This window comes from Rhodococcus sp. NPDC003383, assembly GCF_053589115.1.
On sequence record NZ_JBSFRG010000008.1, the window covers coordinates 170,588 to 191,135 of the forward strand.

A 20,548-nucleotide genomic window follows, 5' to 3' on the forward strand; every position below is an offset into this window, starting at 1 on the left:
GTTTTCCGTGGGCGCGAAGCGGAAGCAGGGCGAGAGTTCAGGAAATCAGGTCACGCCTGGGCATCCAGCGTATCCGGCTGCACAGGATCCTGGCCGCTCCCGCAACATGCGCGCCATCCGGAGAACTGATACTCGTCCGGAGGTTGCTCTTAGAAGTCAGCTACACCGCCTCGGATACCGATTCAGAAAGGACCATCGTCTGGATCTCGGGGATGTCAAGGTCAGGCCTGACATCGTATTCACGAAGCGGAAGGTTGCGGTTTTCGTGGATGGGTGTTTCTGGCACGTTTGCCCTATCCACGGGAGGCGGCCCTCGGTCAATGAATGGTACTGGGATCCCAAGCTTTCAAAGAATGTCGAACGCGATAGGCGGTCAAATGAAGCTCTCGAGAAGGCCGGCTGGGCGGTAGTGAGGATCTGGGAACACGAAACCATAGATGGCGCTGTGAACCTGATAGAGCAGGCACTGCGGCCTTCGAGTGAAGCTGACAGCACCTTGTCGCCACAGAGCCCCCATCCCTCGTTATGACCACCAGGGCAGGAAACTACGCACTGTGAGTCTGTACGATGTTGCAGCCCGACAGTCCGGGCGGTCTTTGCGGCGAGGGTCCTTGCCGATGCGCCAGTATTCAGGGTGCCAGCGTGTGCACTGTACGGAGGGTTTGGATGAGCGACGTCGCGACTGCTGAGGCGAGAAGCGCAGGGATTCCTGAGAACCTGCGCTGGGCAGTAGTGCATGTCGAGACCTCGGGGAGACGGGTGACCTCTGACCGCGTCACCCATGTCGCCCTTCTCGTGCTCGATCGAGCCGGTGAAGTAGAAGACGAGTTCACGACGTCGATCGACCCAGGCAGTGACCTGGGGCCGAGCCTGACCCGGGACCAGCTTCTGGATCGGCTGGCAGGCTCGCCTCACTTCGAGGACGTGGCCAATCGGCTGATCGACCTTCTCGAAGACCGGACCATGGTTGCATACGACGCCAACGTTGGATTCGGATTTCTGGATGCGGAGTTCAAGCGGGCGGATGTCGCGAATCCGATCCAGTCTCGCCTGTGTATTCGGGCGCTTTCCCGTCGTCTCGAACTGGACGTTCCCAACCTACGACTCGACACACTTGCTTCTTATTGGAAATTGCCTGCTGTCCAGTCCGGTGATGCCATTGGCATGGCGCGGCAAGTGGCCGAAATATTCCTGCGAACCGCGAATTTCGCTCATTCATTGGACCTCCCGCTTCCTTTGGTCGACTGCACCGTCAATAGGTCGAGGAAGCCGAACAGTGCGCGCCGGGTTCCTTGCCCCTGGACGAACCCGGGCCGCTTCGACCCGGAGATCGGTCTTGTGCAGGGTATGAAGATCGGGATCTGTGGGCCTACCAGAGCCGACCGAGCCGATTTGTCCCAGCGTATGACAGACGCTGGGCTGGACGTGATGAGCACGGTAGGGCGTCACGTTGGTGTAGTGGTCTGCAATGACATCAATTCATGCATGACTGAGCTGGAAAAGGTGATGGATGAGGGAATCGGAGTCATATCCGAAGGTGTTCTGGAAAAGCTACTGAGGAACGTCCAGCCCGGAACCCCGCGCCGACCTGCTCTCGAGCCGACGGAGCTCAGTCGGACGACACCAGCTGCCAGTGCAGCCGATCGAGCCGCCGAAGAACTGGAATCGGTGGACGCGAGTGCCGACCGCTCGACACGCATGCCGGAGAGTGCGGACGAGAATACGGTTCAAGCCGAGGAAACGGACGGCCGTCCCTGGATGGACCGGCACATTCTGGTGGTCGGGGGAACTCACTTGGATGCTGTCGAGATGCGATCGTGCATAACACGATTGGGTGCGCACGCGGCAATCAACCTTTCCGCTGCCGTCACGGATGTCGTGGTTCTCGAAGGGGGATCCGATGACCCGCGGATGGCGGCGATTGGTGAGCGACAGCTACCAGTACTGACTCCGAACGAAATCCGGGCCGGGCTTGTAGACGGAGAGGCCTCGAAGCGTGACGTCCATGCCATGGGTGATGGACCTCGTTCGATGGTTGCCGGCGAGGTGCTGGATCTCCCGCGGGGTACATCGGAATGGGCAGTGCATTCGTCATGGCGTGCTGATGCAGGCCTCGATGGGATTGCCGTGGATATTGTCGCGTTTGCAGTGGCGGCAGATGAGAAGGTCGCGCGTGATGAAGACTTTGTCTTCTACAACTATCCCGCGCGGGATGATGGATCCATCAGCCTTGCCGTAGACGGCAACTGTGAGCAAAGTGTTCACATAGATACTTCCTCGTTGCCGGCCACGTGTTCCCGTGTTGTGGTTGCTGCCGCGATTGATGGGGATGGAACCTTCGGGGATCTTGGTCCTGTCTCGGTGAACGTCGAAACGCAGTCGCGCACACAGTTTTCCTTCGTCCTCGATGCCGGAACAACCGAGTTGACGATGGTCTTGTGCGAGATTTATCGGCGTGGGGATAAATGGAGAATCCGTGCAGTCGGACAAGGCTACGATGACGGTCTTGCAGATCTGGCGCGCCGGTACGGCGTCGATGTCGCGGAAGAATGACGGCAGAATTTCATGCGACCCGCTAGGAATTTGAGGAAACTGAATCCGGAGCGGTTCTGAGGAATAATTCCTGCGCCAGGTGGATTTCGTTCGACGATTGCGGAATTTGTCTTTCTGCAGGACGATGGGCTTGGCAGCAGAGGCGTGGAACCATCATGGATGGTGAGGCCAACCGTGTGGACTGGTTATTCTCCGACCTGGCTTACGTCAGGTAAGCCGATTACTTCGGAACCGGCTTACCTGGTGTAAGCCAGGTTCAATGCACACACTAAGGTTGTGATCATGTCTGTGAAGGTGGAACTGTCGGCGATCACCCGACCGGCGGTCCTTTCCGCAATCGAGGAGTTCGACGAGCTTGGTCAAGATGGGTTCCTGCGCAGACGGGGCTATTCGGAAGCGAGGAACTTCAGGCTGGTCTACCGCGGACGATTCTACGATTCGAAAGCGATTGCAGGCGTCGCCCACGGGTACGCGACGGGGTACTTCTGCGACAGCTCGGAATTCTCCGGAGGGCTCGCGACAGTCTCCGACTGTCTCACCGACTTGGGTTTCGTCGTCGACCACGGCGGCAAGCACGCCCGCGGCGGGCTCTTATGGGATCTCGAGACCACCCAAGTGTTCAAGATGGGTGGGCGAAGCGCTGCATACAAGTTCGTCGTGTTGCGTTGGGCGGTAGAGCGCGTTGATGAGCATTCCGGACTCGTCCCGTTTTCCGCCGTTCGGAAGGAGCTGGCGGAACTGTTGGCTCCCTTCGCAGTAGCCAAGTCTGCGCCGAACCCCGCAGATCCTTGGGTCGCATTGCGAGGAAGCAGTTGGTGGGCACTTGAAACCCCCGACAGCATCGACGCAGCCGAAGCCGGACACCAAGTCTTGAGTGCCCTCGCGGTGCGGGAAGATCTGCGCGCTGGCCTCTCGGAATCGGTGCGGTTCAGACTCAAAGAGACTCTCTGGCGTGAAGAAGCGGCTGAAGTGCTCGAGCGGCGGATTGCAGAGCTATCGAGCCCAGCCCGCGCATACGAACTGGTCAAGCATCTCGGCAGCTGACTCGCAAGTTGTGTGGTCACTCGGTTCGGTTGCTGTCTCGGTGATCGTGGCATTGCACAGGAATGCTTCTCTGAATCTTCTGGGCTGCAATATGTTCCATACAGATATGCCAATCATGTCCCGATTGGAATGGTTGCAGAGCTCCGCAGATCCAAGGCGAGTTCGCGCCTGATTCGGTCAGGGAGAGGAGTACGTGATTCCTCGGCATCGGTCTTCCATTCGTCGGAGCTCGAGTCCCTGCCCATGACGACGTCGAACCACGCTGCTCGGTCCTTGACGACGCGGAACATCTTCTCGTCATGGGTTCCGGCGAGATACGGCTCGTAGACCTGAATGTTCCGGCCGGCCCTTTCCGCCAATGAACCGATCCGGTCCAAGCGTCCGGTGCGTTGTTCGAGCTTGCTGGGGTTCCAGTCCAGATCGTGGTGGATCACGTGGCGGCACTCCTGGTGCAGGTCGATACCTTCGCCCATCACCGAGCTCGCTACCAGGATGTCGGGTGCGAACGGGGTATTGAACACGGCGATCAGTCGTTCCCTGTCCTGGCGGCGTGTGCCTCCGTAGGCGCGGCGCACCTGGGTAAGACTCGCGCCCCGACCATCCGGGGTTGCGGACCCGTCGTGCTCACCCTCGAGGTTCATGAGTGTCTTCTCACGTTCACTCTCCGTAGTGGCAGCCAGACGTACCGCGAAGGCCGTCCACCGACCCAGCACATCGATGCCAGCAGGGTTTTCACCTGCGATGCCCCGAAGCACGGTCGTGCTGTCCATTCCGCGAGATACATGGGTGTACCTGACGAGGTTGGCGGGTGTCCGTAGGTTGCGGAGAGCGATATCTGACAGGTGCTCGGCGAGATCGATGTCGTTCACCGCCGCGTCGAATTCCTTGACCAGGTAGTCGTGGACCGCTCGGTGCGACGAACCGGTGGAATCGAACAATCGTCGGGAGATGCGCTGAAGCTCGGGTATACCGTCTGCACGCGATACGCCGAGCAGTTCGGCCGCCTTCTCCTCGACCAGATCGTCCACTCGTCGACGCAACGCATCACGGAGTGCCGCGGTAGTCCGGATGTACCAGCAGAAGATCAAGCACTTCTCGCCCGCTATCCATAGGGCAGATGCTCGTTCGACCGTCGCTTCCACCTTGGGGTGGCGTCGGCGTCGCTCCTCCGACGCGAGGACACCGGTGATGTACCGGTGGTACCAGGCGACTGTCCCTGACGACGTATGGGCAGGGGTCTCTTCATCCGAAGGTTCGATGTCGGAGTCGAGCGGGCTACTACCGGCTTCGAGTCGGAGGTATGTCTCGTAAGACGATGCGATGCCGTACGCGAACAACGGACGAGGGGCGCCCTCCTCGGATGCAATTGCCTGGGCGCGTGCCGCGAGGAGAAAGGGCATCGCATCCTCGTCACGGATGGGCAGACCACCGTCGGTCTCGGAGCCGTCGGTAAGAATGGCTGCGCCGCACAGATAGTCGCGCCGGTGCGGACGCTCGTGTCGAATCAGCCAGGGCTGCAGGTGGCTGTGCATGTGCTGTCGTGCCCGTACCGTGAGTTGAGCATCCCTCCACGCTCGCACGACGTGGGCGTCGAGCGACGTGTCCGGCGTCGCGTCCGGAGACCACGAATCGAACGCGCAGATATCTGCCTCGGTGATCTTCGACCAGGACTCGTCGAAACGAAGTGCTGACACCTGGGCTTCGTACAGTGCACTTTCGAGGTCGGCGAGTCGTTGGTCAAGGGGATGCGCGGGTGGTGGGTCGAGCGGGCGGACCGCCTCGAGCCGGTGCAGGACGTTGATCAGCTCGTTGTGCCCCAGCTCGAAGGGCGTCGCGGTGAGGAGCAGAATTCGATCGAAGATGCCGGCCAGGGCCCCGTCGGTCGGATGATCGGGATGTGGCGAGAACAGCCGGCTGATGCGCGTCTGATCGTTCTTGAGCGCGTGTGCTTCGTCGACGATCAACAGGGGAAGGCGAATGTTCGCCTGAGCCAGAGCCTGTTTCCACACGAGTTGCGTGGCATCGTTCAGCGCTGCGCGCGCCGCTTTCAGGCGCTTCTTCAATCCGAGCGATCGTCGTGCGGGAAGGTCTCGCACGACCTCCCAGACAGTTTCCAGATCGAGGACGCTGGATATGTCGTCCAGCGCCCTCGGAACGGGGTCGTCTCCGAGGTCCTCGCCGGTGAGCGAGTGCCATTCCTTCCGCCATGTCGAGGTCGGGGTCGACAGCAGGCGCGCAACGCGGTCGGGGGTGAACCGGATGTCCGGGATAAGCCCGTGAGTCTGCTCCGACCATCGTGCGATACGCGCACGTATGTCGCTCGCCCCACGCCGGTTGCGGACGGCACACGAGAGCAGGGCCAGGTGAATGAAGCGGTCCTTCAACGTGGCAGTCAAGGCGGTGTGAGTAACGACGACGAGATGCTTACGGCGGTCCGCCGGGTCGTCGAGCAGCCTGAGGAAATCCTCGCCGCTCCGGATCGGTGCATCGACGCATCGGATATCCGGAGCGGACGGTTCGAGCAATGCCTCGCGGAACTTGGCCCACTCGTCCACCCACTTCTGGGCAACTCGGGCTGGTACGAAGGCGACGACCTGCTGCGCCTCGTTCCCCGCCAGGATCTCGGTAACCGCCACGGTGAGCGCGACGTAAGTCTTTCCCATGCCGACCTGGTCGGCGAGGATCACCCCCTCCTGCGTCTTCAGTCGTCGCAGGATGTCCTCGGCAGTGCGCCGTTGTCGGTCCCAGTCGACTGCGAAGTGGTTGTCGAGCGAGCGTCGTAGGTGCTTGCTCAGAAGTTCAGGCATTTCCGTGCTTCCTTCAGTGCGCTGAAGCTGTACTCTGCGATTTCTCCTTCGACGGCGGGTACGCGGGCCCGGACCTCGTCGAGCTCATCGAAGACCTGGCGAACAAGGCGACGTCCCTCGGCGGCGTCGATGCGGACACACACTGCCGACCACGGGACCCTCGAGACAGAGAGAGCTACCTCTGAGAGGGTAAATAGCGCCTCCGCTTTGGACAGCTTGCCAGCAGCCGCATCCTCCACAATCTTCCTGGCCAGGAATCTCGGCCCCAGAGGCCTAGACAAACGCGCTGCGAGCATCTCGGACGTGACCACCGGACGTGCGAGCCGCCGCTCGAAAGCAGCGAGTGCAGCGCCGAGAGCCCGACCGCGTCGCATCAACGTGCTGAGTGAATCGAAGCGTCGCAGCGGGTCGACGACAGTTTTGGGGCCACCGGGCTCTGCTGCCTGCTCCTGGAGTTCCCTCACGATCTGCGTGACCGCGCGGCCCGATGAGAGCGCCGCGAAGAGGTGGGAAGACAACAAGTCCCTCAGTCCGAAACCCGGAGGGAGGCTGTGGCGGTCATCGACGAGTACCGCCCAGGTCGATGTGTTCCCTGCCCAGTGCACATCGACGAAGACCGGAATCTGGTCCTCTTTCACCGGAAAGTCGAACTGGTTCGGCCGTCCTGTGGCACTCCACGTTCCGTAGTCGAGAACGACCGCTCCCGAGGGCATTCGGATTGTCCAGTCATCCGAAACGGGCTCAGAGGTGAACGAAACAGTCAGCTTCCAATTTCCCTTATCAGTGCTGAGGCGGCAGGTCCCGAAGAATGCGGGTAGGGCCGCCGCGTCGGCGACGTCTTCGTCTTCGTCGTCGGGAGCTATGAAGGGAAGGTCCACCGCGAGTTCCTTCCCGCGGGGGACCAGACCCGACAGAGCCTTACCTTCCTTGCTGGTCGTAGGTGCCCCGAGCCAGACGTTGACTTCACGGTGACGGCGAGGACCTTTCAGGCCCAGGCCTGCCTCGGTGTGGTTGGAGCTACCGACCATCACGGCGATCCGCGTGTTGCTGTAGAGAACGAGGCACTTGGCGTGGAGTCGCCGAATCTCCTGGTCCAGTGGTCCGAGCTGGACGACGGAGTCCACGTACTGCTCGGCGAGGAACTGGGGAGGGAACGTCGTCTCACCCGTCGGACCGAGTACGACCGCAACATCGTGGTGGCGCGCCGACGCCGGCCGTCCGGTCAGAAGCGCGCGGACAGTGGTCAGAGCAGTGGGCGACGTCGAATCCCAGTATGCGGAGACGTGCGTCGCTCCCAGCGGCCGGCTGCCGTTCCACACCGACCCCAGTGCATCCAAGGGACGCGTTTCCGTATTGGTCGGCGCGAACGCCACCGCTACGGAGGAAGAGACGCTCGACTGAGCGGAGATACGGCGTCGGAATTCGTCGAGCAACTCGACGGCACGTAGTCGTGCCGGAACCTCGTCCGTTAGTCCGGGAACGAGCTCGAGATACGACTGCAGTTCATTTGCGATGTCCTGCAGCACATTCGCTGGAAACAGGCATTCGGGTCCGAGATTCGCTGCCAGGGCCATCTCGATATTCCGGCGGTATCCGGCGTCGGTGAGGTTCGCCGAACCGACCACGACCCGAGTGGCGCGCTCCCACAGGAGCACAGCCACCTTGGAGTGAAGGAGTCCGCTGTCGACGTGGCAGTGGAGGACGTCCCAGCGCAGACTTGATCGTTCCGCCTGCGCGTGCCGATCGGCCAGCACGGTGACGGTGGTCGCCCGCAACCCTTCTTCGAGCTCGAGTCGTGCAACGAGATCGTCCACCGAGCCGGTGTCCTCGTCCACGCTTTCCACAGCGAGAAACCGAGCGAGACAGTTCCGTTCGAAGAAGTCGGGTTCGAGGGTGAACGTAGTGGCGATCACGCCGACCGGTTCACCCGCACCCGGAGGGGCCTGCCAATGATCCAGCAAGGGTGAGGTCTTCGGCTGCCCTTTCACATGGTCTCCCGGACGAAGGTGGCGAGCGTATTCACCCGCATCGGATGGGTCCAGTACGCGTTGTCGAGGTCCAGGCTCCGATTTCGGTACGGCGGCCGAACGACCCATCGGTTGTTGAGGTGATCGAGCCACATGCGCTTGTGCTTTGCTTCTTGGACGTCTTGGTGCCGAAGAATCAGCGAAGTGACGAACTCCGGTGGGGTGAGGTTGCGGTCGAAGCGCGACAGTAGTTGGGAGACATCACTCGCTACCGTCTCATCGAGGGCGCCTACCGCCTCGACGGCCCTGCCGGTCAGTTCGCCGAGCTGGGTTGCCGTCTCTGCGAGGAGTGGGGTTTCGCAACCCTGCTCTACCGAGAACGCTCCGCCGAGACTTGTGGCGTAGGCGAGCAATCGCCGGTACGCATATTCGATCGCAGTAGCGCACTGTTCGAACATGATCGCTGCGGTCAGGGCGACTCGAGTGGACGCCGATGCGCGCGGCAGGAGATTCTCGGCAACTACTTTCTGGGGCGTCCCCGGCTCGGGCAGATCCGTGCGGAGCAGCGCGGCGAGCTCGTCGTGGATCGGGTGGCCACTCGTGGTGACCAACCGTCGGAGCTCAGCGCGTTCCCGGCCGAGGAGTCCGCGAGGCGCGAGCGTCCTCGCGAGACGGCGTACCAACCATCCCGTCGGGGGTGCGACGCTGTGGTTCGCGGCGAGCGAGCGTTGTACTTCATGTTCGATTTCACGACGGAGCTTGTCACCGTCCGACCGATGGTCGCTGTCGACGAATCCCGGCACCTCGTGGTCGATCTCCCACGCGCGGACGAGCTGATAGGCAGCATCGTCCGGAAGTCCGTCCTTGGTGAGAACGTGTGCACCGACAGCGAAGGGCCTGTACACACCCGTGAACCCGAAGACCCGAGGTCCTGACAGGTAGGTCGAAGGACCCAGTCGTTCCTTGGCCTTGGCTGCTCGTCGAGCTTTCTGGATGCCGGGCAGGGCGCGGATGGACTCCGGATCGGCGTGGCGCACCAGGGCCTCAACGAGGATCCACTCGAACGCGATGTCCGGCCTGGTCTTGCCGTCCGGCGAGACCACGTCCACGAGCTGCTGACAAGCGAACGCACCCACCGCGGCGAGAGTTACGAAGCGCGGTTGGGGCATACGTGCTCGCAGCGACGGTACGAGGTGCTGCGCGATCCGCTCGGCCACGGCGCCCAGCCCGAGCGGATCGAGGCTTCCCTCGCCGACGGCGCCGGGGTCATACTGGGAGAAATGGGGGAGCTGGTCGAGAAGCGTCACGGCAGTCGTCGGCCCTCGTCACGGACAACGCGGAGACCCCACCCTTGCTTCGTCCCTGTGTTGTTGTACACGCGTCCTCTCAGTTCTCTCGGCCGCATGCAGCTCCGCATCGCATCCAGGCCAGTTGTAGTGCTTTTTTCGAGAAACTAGATCGTCGGCACGCCGCGATTCGTTGCACCTCGGCCAGATGTCAGAGCAGCGCGGCTCCACTTGATGCTTACCGGCGGCTCAGATGAAGTGGATCAGGAGCTTGTAGCGGACTATTTGGGGCTCAGCGTCGAAGTGATCGAGCCAGGTTATGCAGCACGTCGGAACTCACCTCGCGCATCGTGTCAGGGATGGTCGAAAAATCAGCCGTAGCGATGGTCGAAAGGATCACTACAGCCATTCCGAGACGCCTCCGTGTCCTGAACACGTGCCGCGTCGGTTCTGGCTGAATGAGTAGGTGCCGTCGTTGCAGCGAGCAGTTGAGCCAGCAGGGGCCGTGGGGGCTTGAACCGGTCCGGGAATGCAATTTCCGTCGGCGTTGACGTAGCTGTTCGGTCCGCAGCTACCGCTATAGCCACTGTCGGGTGCGGGTGCGGGTGCGGGTGCGGGTGCGGGTGCGGGTGCAGGGGCAGGCGGGGGAGGGGGTGCTGCCGCAGGTGCAGGTGCAGGTGCAGGTGCGGGCGCAGGCGGAGGTGCAGCCGCTGGTGCTGGGGCAGGCGCAGGCACTACCGGGGGCGCAGGTGCGACCAAGGGGAGTGGTGCTGGGGGCGGAGGCGTGAACTGCTCGGTGGTCGGCGTGGGTTGAGGAGCAGGCTCGGATGTCGCGGGAACCGTAGTGGTTGGTGCAGTCGCACCGCAGGAAAGCAACTCCTGTTCCAGCGCTTGATGTTCCGTTACCGAGACCCACAGCTGGTACGCCGCTTTCACCTCGACTTGACGCGCTACGTATGTGCAGCGGTATTCATCGTTCGACGGCAACCAGACCGACGCGTCTCGACCGTCCTTTTCGGTGCTGACGCTACGTGCGACTGCCTGGAGATTGCGAGGATCATTGGCGAAGTCTTGCAGGACCTTGGTATCAAGATCCTGCGCGCCTTTCTGCCAAGCGTCGGACAACGAGACCACGTTGTCTATGACGACGTCATCGGCGGAAACCGAGTCACCTGTGTAGGAGTCTTCGAGGGTCCCGGTACGGACCGTGCAGCCAGATTGAGGATCGAGCGTTACGACCGTCAGGTCCCGGCGCAGAATGTCGTTGCGTGTATCGCATCCGTTGTGGCCACCGTCAACGGTTACGTCGTCGGACCATTGTTCGCCGAAGCGCGAAGGGTCGAAGTCTGTCGTGGATGCTTCGCTGCGGACGGGGATGGTTGTCAGCGTCTCCAGGGCCCGCGTGGCTCCTTCGCTATCGACCAGTGGGAAGGCCGCCGGCGCGGGCAGTGGCTTCGGCGGTTCGATCGTGGTCGATGGGGGCGGGGAAGTCGACGTCGTAGTAGTAAGAGACGGCGTATTAGCGGTAGGAGATTGTTCGGCCTTGGGTGCGGCCTGTTCCGGGACGGTCTCGGGAGAGGTGGCGACCACGACAACAAAAGCCGGGATGAGGGCCCACGCAGCCCACTTGTATCGAGCCGGTCGACTTCGGTCTTCCCGCAGGTAGATGACTCCGGCCGCGGCAGCAAGCAGTCCGAACACGAGCGTGGCCCAGAGCGGTCCTGCGATACCTGCCAATGTCATCAAGACGCCGAGTGCAGTGGCGAGTATGGCGACAAGCTTGCCTCGGCGAGTGCGGGGCCCGCGGGTTCGTAGGGAGGTGGATGTGGCCGGTGCGGGCTGCGACGATGTAGGCGTGTGAGCGGTTCCTGTAACCGCGGACGTCCAATGCTGTCCGTCCCAATAGCGCCGGCGCTCGCTGGGGCGCTCAGGGTCCGGATACCAGCCGGAAGGTGGAGTGTTCGACATAGCTACATCCACCTCGACATGTAGCAGAGAGACGTGCTCACCGAGGTTGGGATGGTTACAGGGCGGGAGTGGAGCATCGATTTACCGACTTCTTCATGAGTCCGGCGTGGAAAGCGATTTTGTGCCGGTACTGGTGTGTCGGAGGGAACTCGCCCTCCGTTACGTCGACAGCCGGGCGATGACTTGGTGAAGAGGTGCTCGATGTAGTTGTGCGTCCCGCTTTGGGGGTGGTTCGAGCCGGCGGCGACCGCGGAGCCTTCCCGAGCGACTGGTCTCGGCGTGTCATCTCGCGCCTGGGCAACCTGCAGGCCAGTACCTTTTCTTGGGTCTGGGATCAGAAATCAATGCTCAACGAGGCAGAATCCAAGAAGTCGGAATCACCGCGCGTGCCGCATCCGGAACATCCGCTTCGCAATCTTCATGTCCCGCTCGGAGGCATCGACCGTGAGCAGGTTCAGCGGCGGCCGGAACCGCTCCACCGTCACTGAGTGCGGCCGGCTGAACTCACGCAGGCCGTCGGCACCGTGGATCCTGCCGAACCCGGACTCACCGATACCGCCGAACGGCAGGGCCGGGACGGTCCCGGGGCCGCCAAAGCTGTTCACGGACACCGCGCCGCTGCGGATTCGTCGTGCCGTCTGCAGCCCCTTCTTCTTGTTGCGGCTGAACACCGTCGCGCCCAGCCCGTAGTGCGTGTTGTTGGCTCGCTCGACGGCGTCGTCGAGGTCCTGGACCGGCTCGACGACTACCGTCGGTCCGAAGGTTTCCTCTTGAACCGCTGCGGACGTGTCGGGCACGTCCTTCAGGACGACGGGTTCGATGTAGCGATCTCGGACGGAATCGAGTCCGCCCATCACCGCGGTCGCGCCGTGATCGAGGGCGTCGAGGATGTGCCGTCGCACGATATCGACCTGTCGCGGCAAGGTCATCGGTCCGTAGGTTGCGGTGTCGTCCGGTCCCGGCCGCGCCCGGGAGAGGGCGGCCGTGAGCTTGTCGACGAACTGCTGGTACACCGGCTGTGCAACATAGACGCGCTCGACACCTACGCACGCCTGTCCCGCGTTCAGGACGGTCCCGAACGCCGCGGCCGCGGCTGCTTTGTCGAGGTCAGCGTCCTCCGCGACGATCACCGCGTCCTTGCCGCCGCACTCGGCGATCATCGGGGTGAGGGTCTCGGCGCATACCGCCATCACCTTGCGCGCCGTGGCACCGGAACCGGTGAACGCGATCTTGTCGACGCCGGATCGTGCAAGGGATGTGCCGGTCTCGCCGAAGCCCGTGACGACCTGGAGCACCGGATGGTCGGGAACCACGGAGTTCCATGTGTTTTCGAGCCACGTGCCGACGCCCGGTGTGAGCTCGGAGGGCTTGAACACCACCGCATTACCCGCGGCGAGGGCGAACGAGATCGAGCCCATGGGTGTGAAGGCGGGGAAGTTCCACGGCCCGATGACGCCGACAACCCCGAGAGGCAGATACTCGACGATCGCCTTCTGATTCATCGACGGCATCGCCGTGGAGACCCGTCGCGGTCGGAGCACCTTCTGGGCGTTGCGCGCGGCCCAGTCGAGGAATTCGACGGTGAGCATGACCTCGAAGTACCCGGCGTCGTGCGGCTTTCCGGTTTCGGCGGAGATCTGCGACGCCAGCGAATCGGCCCCTGCGGCAATGGCTTTCTTGAAGTCCAGCAGCAACTCTCGTCGGCCGCGGAATCCGAGCTCGCCCCACCACTGCGCGGCAGAGCGCGCGCGATCGACGGTGGCGGCGACGTCTGCGGCGTCCATGATGCGGTACCGGCCGAGAACCGACCCGTCACGCGGGTCGAGACTGGTGAACGTGCGGTCGGAATCGGCGGCCGCAGTGTCGGAAGACGACGGCGTAGAGACATCGTGGGTCATGGCGAGCGTCCTTCGTCGAGATCACGTCGGCCGAGGGCGGCGTGGTCAAATGGGAGCGGATTCTCGATGCGGCGCCGAGAAGAAGCCTATCGCCGCAGCTTGCGGGCAGTCCAGGGGAGCACGTCCTCATCAAGGACGGCCGCAGCTACCGAGACAACCCGAGGTCGATGGCCGCAAGCCCGGCCTGGGTGCGGTTGTGGACACCGAGTTTCGTGTAGAGATGCTCGACGTGATTGCGCGTCGTCTTGTGCGTGATGTTCAGCTCCGCGGCGATCTGCCGGTTCGAGTGACCCAGCGCGACGAGTCGCAGCACCTCCACCTCGCGCCCGGTCAACCCGGCCGGCCAGGGTGCTCGCCGCCTGGTTCGGTGTCCGGCCGCAGCGAGCACGGCCTCGACCGCTTCCGTGTCGAACCCTCCGGCTCCTGCGTCGCGGCGCATCCGCGCGGCCGCGTCCTCGGCAGTGAGTGCTTGCCGGTGCGGCCGGGGTTCGCGTAGCCGTTGATAGGTCTCGGCGGCTGCGAGTATCCGCGCGGGAACGCTCAGGTCGGCGCCGCGGAGCCCGTTGGGGTAGCCGGAGCCGTCGAGCCGTTCGCGATGCGTCTGCGCGAGCGCGACGACCGATTCCAATCCGCCCACGCGACTGAGGATTCGTCCGGTGAGATACGGATATAACCGGACCCGCTCCCACTCCGCCGTGGTGAGCGGTCCGGGCTTCTCCCAGATCTGGTTGGGCACACCCATCCTCCCCAGTCCGTGCACCAGTCCGGCGCGGTAGAGGAGGTCGACGTCCGCGTCGGACAGCCCTCGCTGCCGGCCTGCGGCTGCCGCCAGATCGGCGACCTGTCTCGAATGACCCAGCAGGAAAGGGCATTTGAGATCGACGAAATCGGCCATCGCCCGCAACAATTCGTCCAACTCGGGACCGCTCAAGATGTAGTGTCGATCCGGTGCCTGGGTCAGCGCCGCCGACCACGCATCCTGCTCGAGTACGCCCGCGGTGATCTCGGCCGCGGCTTCATCGAACGTTCGTACCACTCGCGGGCAGAACTGGGTTCCGCTGCGCTCCCGTGCCACGGTGACCGCCTGCGTCGGCCCGCCGGCGCGCAGGTGCACTTCGGCGACGTCGGCCAGATGGACGATGTGCATCTCGACGGGTATCGCATCGCCCCGTGCACCGGCCGGAAGCCCGGCGCCGTCCCAACGCTCGAACGTGAAGGTCAGCATCGCCCCTACCTGGGGGTCGAGCCCGATGCGATCGGAGAGGACGCTCGCGGACCCGCAGTGCGACCGGATGAGCTCGGACATCTGCCGCCGCGCCGTGAACAGGAACGCGGCGACCCGGAGGCTGCGCTCGGCCTGGGGGAGACCGCGCCCGGCGTGACTGAGCAGCAGGCGCAGGAACGGCAGCCCCGTCATGTCCACGGAGTAGGTGTCGGCGCGGAAGGCGATGTCGTCGCCGAACATGCGCGCCAGCTCGTGCGAGTCCGCGTGGCACCCGATCCACGCGACCAGGTTCGCGTAGTACACGACGGCCCGCTGCTCGGGGCTCAATCCCATCCGGTCCGCGATGCGGGTGGCGATCAGCGCCGACCGGAGCATGTGCTCCATCGGCTGACCGAGACCGAGGTCGATCGCGAGGGACAGCGCGGCGACCAGTTCGGCTCGTCGCGGACCCTCACCGGTGGGCGCCATCGTCCCAGTGTCCCCGGGGAGAGATAGGTACGGAAGATGAGGCATCGGCCCCATGACCCTGCGGTGCGCGCGGCGCACGATCGACGTACCCGCAATTCTGGGAGGACGTCATGACCATCACCCCGCAGTCGGCCGCCGAGCGGTCCTGTGAACTGCCCCGAGTCTCGGGAGAACGATTCGCCGGCTACGCGGTGGTCGGCGCCCCGTTCGCCGAGGGCCACTACCTCGCGCTGCGCAGGTTCCCTGCCAGTTCCATCGGCGACGGCTACACGTCCGTATGGCACCGTGACTCGGCCGGTGCCTGGACCGTCTACAGCGACGTCCCGCCCGAACTGAGCTGCCCTCGGTTCGTCGGCCACGCACTGAGCCGGACCGAGCAGACCGACGTCCGCGCCGAGTGGACCGGTCCGAACAGACTGCACGTAACGGCCGGGGGAGAGCTCGAATGGGATCTCCGGATGGACACGTCCCCGGCGACCACCGTCATGAACGTCGCGTGCAGGCTCATGCCGGACGCGCTCTGGCACAGTCCCGCGATGCTGGCGGCGATGGGGCGCGTCGCGGGACCGGTGCTCGGCGTCGGCCGGGTCCGGCTCGCCGGACACATGCCGAACGGTCAGTGGTTCCGGGCCAACCCGCGAGAGCTGTGGACCGCGCACACCGTGCGCGCGGTGGTCGACGGATTCGATCTCGGTCCCGACGGACCGCTGCCGGAGCAGGCGGCGTTCGGCGACTTCCGGCTGCCGCAGCGCGGGTTGTTCGCGACGGTGCAGACGTGGTTCGAGCCGTTCGATGCCGAGCGTCATTTCGCGGCTCGTCCTCGAGAGGAGGAGTCACCGAGCGGCCGATGAATACCATCGAGTAGGTCACGGATCGACGACGAGGCGTAGCCGGAGGCGTTCGGCTAGTGGCGATTAACGTTCCCTGCGGTAACGGTCTCGACCTCGGTGGGAATGGGCCGGCCGACGCGAAATCTACTGTTCCTCGGATAGGCCGCAACGTTTCGGTCCAAAGCTGCGCAACTCCACGTCAAATGACACACAATGGATTTCGGCAAGAGTACGGCAAGCGAGAAAGGCACAAATAAGGTCCACCGCCCGCCCGCTCCGATCTGGTTGAAAACTGCGGGCGGCCTTGCGTTTTCGGGATGCGCGATGATCGAAGCAGTCTTGGGCCACCACGCGAGGAACGACGAGTCGGTCGAGGCCCGCTCCGGGCCGGCCGCACGAATCGACGCCGACTCCGGTGGAGGTGGTGTCACCCTCGGAAGACTGCTGGCGGTTGCGACCTTGACGCCTGCGCAGGCGGCGCTGCTCATCACGGATGTGGTCGATCAGCTCGAACTCGCGCATGGTCCGGAGCGCCACCCGACCAGCCTCAGACGCGGTGCCGTGAAGGTGTCCGACAGCGGACAGCTCACGCTCGAATGCGCCGGGACTCCGAGATCCTGGGACGAGATACGCGATGCGGTGGCGGACCTGCTTCGACGGATCGCGGCGAACAGCCGCAGTGCCGAACTCGCCGACCGCCTGAACGAGGCGATCGCCGAATCCCCGGATGAGGACGACCTGGTGCGGCGTGTCCGTTCTGCTGCCGCAACCGAATTCGACCCGGGCGAGGAGGAGCGGACGAGGCGTCAGATCGCCGCGCTCGTCTCGACGGTGATGGGACGCGATCTTCCGGCGGCGCCGGTGGTGAAGCAGTCGGACGTGCCGATCCGGCCGATCCAGGCGTCCTCTCTCGCCTCGAACACCTGGCGTCCACCCACGGGCAAGGTGTGGCATCGCAAGAAGAGACGACCGTCGCGGCGTCGAGCGGTATTCGTGCTGATCGCACTGCTGCTGCTCATCGGGATGGTGTGGGCGGCTCCCAAGGCGTGGTCGGAGCTGAATCGCGGTTGGCACACGCTTCTCGACCCGGTGGATTCGTCGATGCCGGACGAGATCAGTCCGGTCTCGCCGCCGCCACCGGCACCCGAAGCCCCGCCGCCGGCGGCCGGGCCGGGCACCGCACCGGGTCCCGTCGACACCGCTCTTCCGAGCGCAGCCGGACCGATCACGCGGGTCGCCGCGAACTTCGCCAACGGCGCCTGCGAGCCGGGACGCCCGTGCACCATGCGGGTCGATGTCGGTGTCGATCCCGCCGCGAATCTCGGTGCGGTGACTTGGAATCTGACCGTGTACGACCGATGCACGGGTGTGGTCCAGCCGGGTAGTGACGTCACCGTTCCGGTTCCGCCGGGTGCGCCGACGGCATACGGAATCGGCAACGTCGCCCTGCCGCCGGGTTCCGCCCTTGCGGTCGCCGCGGTCACCACCGGCCCGGCAGCGGCCGCGTCGGAACCGGTATACGTGCCCGCTGAGAACGCTACGTGTTCGGACGGGAGCCCACGTGCAGGCGGATAGGCGAAAGTCGGATCCCTGGCTCGTCACGGCGGCCGTCGCACTGGTACTTCTCGGCATGCTCAACATGGTCTCGACGGGCATGTCGTCGCTCGCTGTGCGGCACGCGATTCTCGCCGCCGTGGGTCTCGGCGCGATGTGGGTGACGTCGCGCATGCGGATTGCCGCCCTGAGCCGGTTCGGGTGGGTGTTGTTCACCGTCACGGTCGTCCTGCTCGTGGCGGTGCCGCTGATGGGGATCGCGACCAAGGGTGCCCAGCGCTGGCTGGACCTCGGCCTGTTCACTCTGCAGCCGTCCGAAATGGCCAAGCTCGCCCTGGTCCTGGTTCCCGCCACGATCCTGGCCCGTGGGAACACGGTCGGCAGGCTCGTCGTGGTCCTGCTGGTTGCGTCCGTGCCGATCGCGCTGGTCGCGCTGCAGCCCGACCTGTCGACCGCCGTGGTGCTCGTGGTCACCGTGTTGCTCATGCTGATCCTGGCCAGGGTGCCGATGCTGCAGCTGGCCCCGCTGTTCGCGATCGGGCTGCTCTCGCTGCCCATGGCCGTTCTGTTCCTCCGCCCGTACCAGCTCGAACGGATCCACGTGTTCCTGTCGCGCGACGCCGACCCGCAGGGGTCGGGCTGGGCGGCGTGGCAGGCGGACATCGCGATCGGCAGCGCGGGATGGTGGGGTCTCGGGCGTCAGCCGGACTACGACCTGCGGGCCGAGTACCTGCCGGAGTCCGAGCACGACCTGGCCTTCGCGAGCCTGGTCTACGGGTGGGGTCTCGTCGCCGGCATCGCCGTCGTGCTGGCCGTCGTGGTCATCGTGTGGCGCTCGGTGCTCGCCGCCCGAACAGCACGGACCCGGGAAGGAGCACTCGTCGCGGCGGGCATCGGTGGACTGTTCGGGATCCACACTGCCGTCTCGGTCGCTCAGAGTCTGTCGCTGCTGCCGCACACCGGCATGCCGATTCCAGTGTTCAGCTACGGGGGCACGGCCTCGATTGTCGGATTCGTGTCCATCGGATTGGTGCTCGCGGTACGCCGCGACGGCGTGACACGGCCGCTGTGGGCCACCGAGCCGCCGAAGCGACGGCTCCCGCGAGGCGTGTCTGTGGGTGCGGGGACGCTGACGGCATCGCTCGTCGCGATGTCGGTGTTCGCCTGGCAGCTGCAGACCACTCAGGGCGCGGAACTGCGCGCGACGAGCGACACGCAGATGCTGCGCTGCATCCGCCTGCCCGCCGAACGCGGCCAGATCCTCGACCGCACCGGCGTGCCGGTCGCGGTCAACGTCGCCGAGTACACCGTCGCGGTGGTGGCGCGCATGTTCGCCGAGGGTGACCCGGCGGTGCGCAACCAACTCGCGGCGCTGCTCGGCATCACCCCCGAGCAGCTCGCGGAGGAACTCCGGAGCGACAACGGGGAGCTGCAGGTCGTGCTTGCACGAGTCGGGCCCGAGCAGGCTCGGCTGATCGTCGACGCCCACCTGCCGTGGGTGCTCGTGTACCCGACCGGACGCCGGTACTACCCGCAGGGGCCGGTGCTGGCGTCGATCCTCGGGTACGTCGGAATCGCGGACCAGGAGGACATGCAGTTCTGGTCGAACCTCCCGCTCGGATCACGAGTAGGCAAGGCGGGCCTGGAGAAGCAGTACGACGCGTTGCTCCGCGGCACCGATGGTAAGCAGTGCGTGTACGTCGACCCGTCCGGGCGTCCGGTCGGCACGGGGGAGCGGGTGGATCCGGTGCGTGGCCACGATCTGCGGCTGTACCTCGATCTCGGGATGCAGCAGGCCGCGACCGATGCGCTAACCCAGGCGGTGCGCAGCAGCGGCGGCGACCTCGGCGCGGCGGTTGTGATGGATGCCCGCACCGGCGCGATCCTGGCGCTGGCCAGCGTCCCCGGCTATGACAACAACGTCTACGGACCCCCGGCGGACCTGGCCGCGATCGCGGCGCAGACCGAAGGACCGGGACCGGGCCGGATGCTCAATCACGCCGTCCAGACGGCCGTGCCCCCGGGCTCGACCTTCAAGATCGTGGTCGCCTCGTCGAACGCGGCGAACCACGTACTGTCGCCGGACACTGTGCTCCAGGGCGGCGCGGCCTACACCTACGGCGGGCACACGTTCGCGAACTGGCAGCCGATGGCCGGAAACAATCTGCTCGGTGCGATCCAGTGGTCGGACAACGTCTACTTCTACCAACTCGCCGACCTCCTCGGCCCCGAGCGCATCGCGACGACGGCCACCGAGCTGGGCGTGGGCACGCGGTCGGGAATCGATCTGCCGAGTGAGTCCGAGGGCTTCCTCGGCACCCCGGAGAATGTCGGAAGCATCGGCGGAACCTGGTATCCCGGGTCGACGCTGCTGATGGGCATCGGTCAGGGCACCGTCACCGCGACCCCGCTGCAGGTGGCGCGCTGGACGTCGGGCATCGCCAGCGGTGCGATGGTGACACCTCAGCTCGCGGCGGCATACGGGCCGGCGGACGCCGTGCCCATTCCCACCGCGGAGCCTCGTCCGCTGTCCTTCGCGGACGAACTCGGTCCCGTGCGCGCGGGGATGCGGGCATCCGCCGCGGCCGGTACCGCGGGCCAGCTCGCCAGCCTCCCGGTGACGGCTGTTGCCAAGACCGGCACGGCGGAGGACCCGTCGGCGCCCGGGAAGGGCCTCAATGCCTGGTTCTCCGCGGTGGTGCCTGCCGAGCAGCCCGAGGTCGTGGTGACGGCGTTGGTGCGCGGCGGTGGATTCGGTTCTGCGACATCCGGTCCGGTGGTCAAGGGCCTCCTCGAGCGTTACCTCGCGGAGATCCGGGGCACGACCCCGGCCCGCTGACCCGTGCGTGGTTTCGGTAGCGGGTGCTACCGAAAACACCCACAAAGGGGGGCGGGGAGGAGAAAGGAAGAGCGGGGGGGTGGGGAAAAGGGTGAGGGGGGGGGGGTGT

General features: G+C 64.8%; 12 protein-coding genes and 2 pseudogenes. 7 read left to right on the forward strand and 7 right to left on the reverse strand.

What is annotated here, in order from left to right; genetic code table 11:
- Window positions 1–7 precede the first annotated feature (7 nt).
- From ACWDTS_RS10255 to ACWDTS_RS10265, 3 genes are all read left to right on the forward strand, one after another.
- Window positions 8–529 carry a very short patch repair endonuclease gene (locus ACWDTS_RS10255; protein ID WP_450118091.1) on the forward strand — a complete coding sequence of 174 codons (522 nt, stop codon included), beginning with the start codon at window positions 8–10 and terminating at the stop codon, window positions 527–529.
- 137 nt (window positions 530–666) lie between these two features.
- Window positions 667–2,553: a TerD family protein gene (locus tag ACWDTS_RS10260; RefSeq protein WP_450118092.1), complete on the forward strand. Its 1,887-nt coding sequence runs from the start codon at window positions 667–669 to the stop codon at window positions 2,551–2,553.
- A 282-nt stretch (window positions 2,554–2,835) separates the two neighbouring features.
- Window positions 2,836–3,597 carry a hypothetical protein gene (locus ACWDTS_RS10265; RefSeq protein ID WP_450118093.1) on the forward strand — a complete coding sequence of 254 codons (762 nt, stop codon included), beginning with the start codon at window positions 2,836–2,838 and terminating at the stop codon, window positions 3,595–3,597.
- A 113-nt stretch (window positions 3,598–3,710) separates the two neighbouring features.
- On the opposite strand, the gene ACWDTS_RS10270 is transcribed toward ACWDTS_RS10265, so the two are convergent.
- From ACWDTS_RS10270 to ACWDTS_RS10285, 4 genes and pseudogenes are all read right to left on the reverse strand, one after another.
- Window positions 3,711–6,404 carry a helicase-related protein gene (locus ACWDTS_RS10270; RefSeq protein ID WP_450118094.1) on the reverse strand — a complete coding sequence of 898 codons (2,694 nt, stop codon included), beginning with the start codon at window positions 6,402–6,404 and terminating at the stop codon, window positions 3,711–3,713.
- Window positions 6,389–8,317 (reverse strand): phospholipase D family protein, encoded by a 1,929-nt coding sequence (locus tag ACWDTS_RS10275; protein WP_450118095.1) that lies wholly within the window; start codon window positions 8,315–8,317, stop codon window positions 6,389–6,391. Before ACWDTS_RS10275 ends, ACWDTS_RS10270 begins: the two co-directional genes overlap by 16 nt.
- Window positions 8,318–8,388: 71 nt before the next feature.
- The gene (locus tag ACWDTS_RS10280; protein WP_450118096.1) at window positions 8,389–9,678 is read right to left on the reverse strand and encodes a hypothetical protein; all 1,290 of its coding nucleotides are present in this window, start codon (window positions 9,676–9,678) and stop codon (window positions 8,389–8,391) included.
- Between the two features lie 378 nt (window positions 9,679–10,056).
- Window positions 10,057–10,209 (reverse strand): annotated as a pseudogene (locus ACWDTS_RS10285) (DUF3761 domain-containing protein); the annotation flags it as partial.
- 41 nt (window positions 10,210–10,250) lie between these two features.
- Here ACWDTS_RS10285 and ACWDTS_RS10290 point away from each other — a divergent pair.
- Window positions 10,251–10,445: a hypothetical protein gene (locus ACWDTS_RS10290; RefSeq protein WP_450118107.1), complete on the forward strand. Its 195-nt coding sequence runs from the start codon at window positions 10,251–10,253 to the stop codon at window positions 10,443–10,445.
- A 109-nt stretch (window positions 10,446–10,554) separates the two neighbouring features.
- Here ACWDTS_RS10290 and ACWDTS_RS10295 read toward each other — a convergent pair.
- The 3 genes and pseudogenes from ACWDTS_RS10295 to ACWDTS_RS10305 form a co-directional block, all read right to left on the reverse strand.
- Window positions 10,555–11,625, reverse strand: a pseudogene (locus ACWDTS_RS10295) (GmrSD restriction endonuclease domain-containing protein); the annotation flags it as partial.
- Window positions 11,626–12,002: 377 nt separating this feature from the next.
- A complete protein-coding gene (locus tag ACWDTS_RS10300) occupies window positions 12,003–13,523 on the reverse strand; it encodes an aldehyde dehydrogenase family protein (protein ID WP_450118097.1) in 1,521 nt (506 codons plus the stop codon).
- A gap of 145 nt (window positions 13,524–13,668) precedes the next feature.
- Complete coding sequence (locus ACWDTS_RS10305; RefSeq protein WP_450118098.1) at window positions 13,669–15,216, reverse strand: HD domain-containing phosphohydrolase; 1,548 nt, start codon at window positions 15,214–15,216, stop codon at window positions 13,669–13,671.
- A gap of 110 nt (window positions 15,217–15,326) precedes the next feature.
- Here ACWDTS_RS10305 and ACWDTS_RS10310 point away from each other — a divergent pair, with 110 nt between their 5' ends.
- The 3 genes from ACWDTS_RS10310 to ACWDTS_RS10320 all read left to right on the forward strand — a co-directional run bounded on the left by ACWDTS_RS10310 (window position 15,327) and on the right by ACWDTS_RS10320 (window position 20,439).
- Complete coding sequence (locus tag ACWDTS_RS10310; RefSeq protein WP_450118099.1) at window positions 15,327–16,067, forward strand: hypothetical protein; 741 nt, start codon at window positions 15,327–15,329, stop codon at window positions 16,065–16,067.
- A gap of 303 nt (window positions 16,068–16,370) precedes the next feature.
- Complete coding sequence (locus ACWDTS_RS10315; RefSeq protein ID WP_450118100.1) at window positions 16,371–17,621, forward strand: hypothetical protein; 1,251 nt, start codon at window positions 16,371–16,373, stop codon at window positions 17,619–17,621.
- Complete coding sequence (locus tag ACWDTS_RS10320; protein ID WP_450118101.1) at window positions 17,608–20,439, forward strand: FtsW/RodA/SpoVE family cell cycle protein; 2,832 nt, start codon at window positions 17,608–17,610, stop codon at window positions 20,437–20,439. Before ACWDTS_RS10315 ends, ACWDTS_RS10320 begins: the two co-directional genes overlap by 14 nt.
- Window positions 20,440–20,548 lie beyond the last annotated feature (109 nt).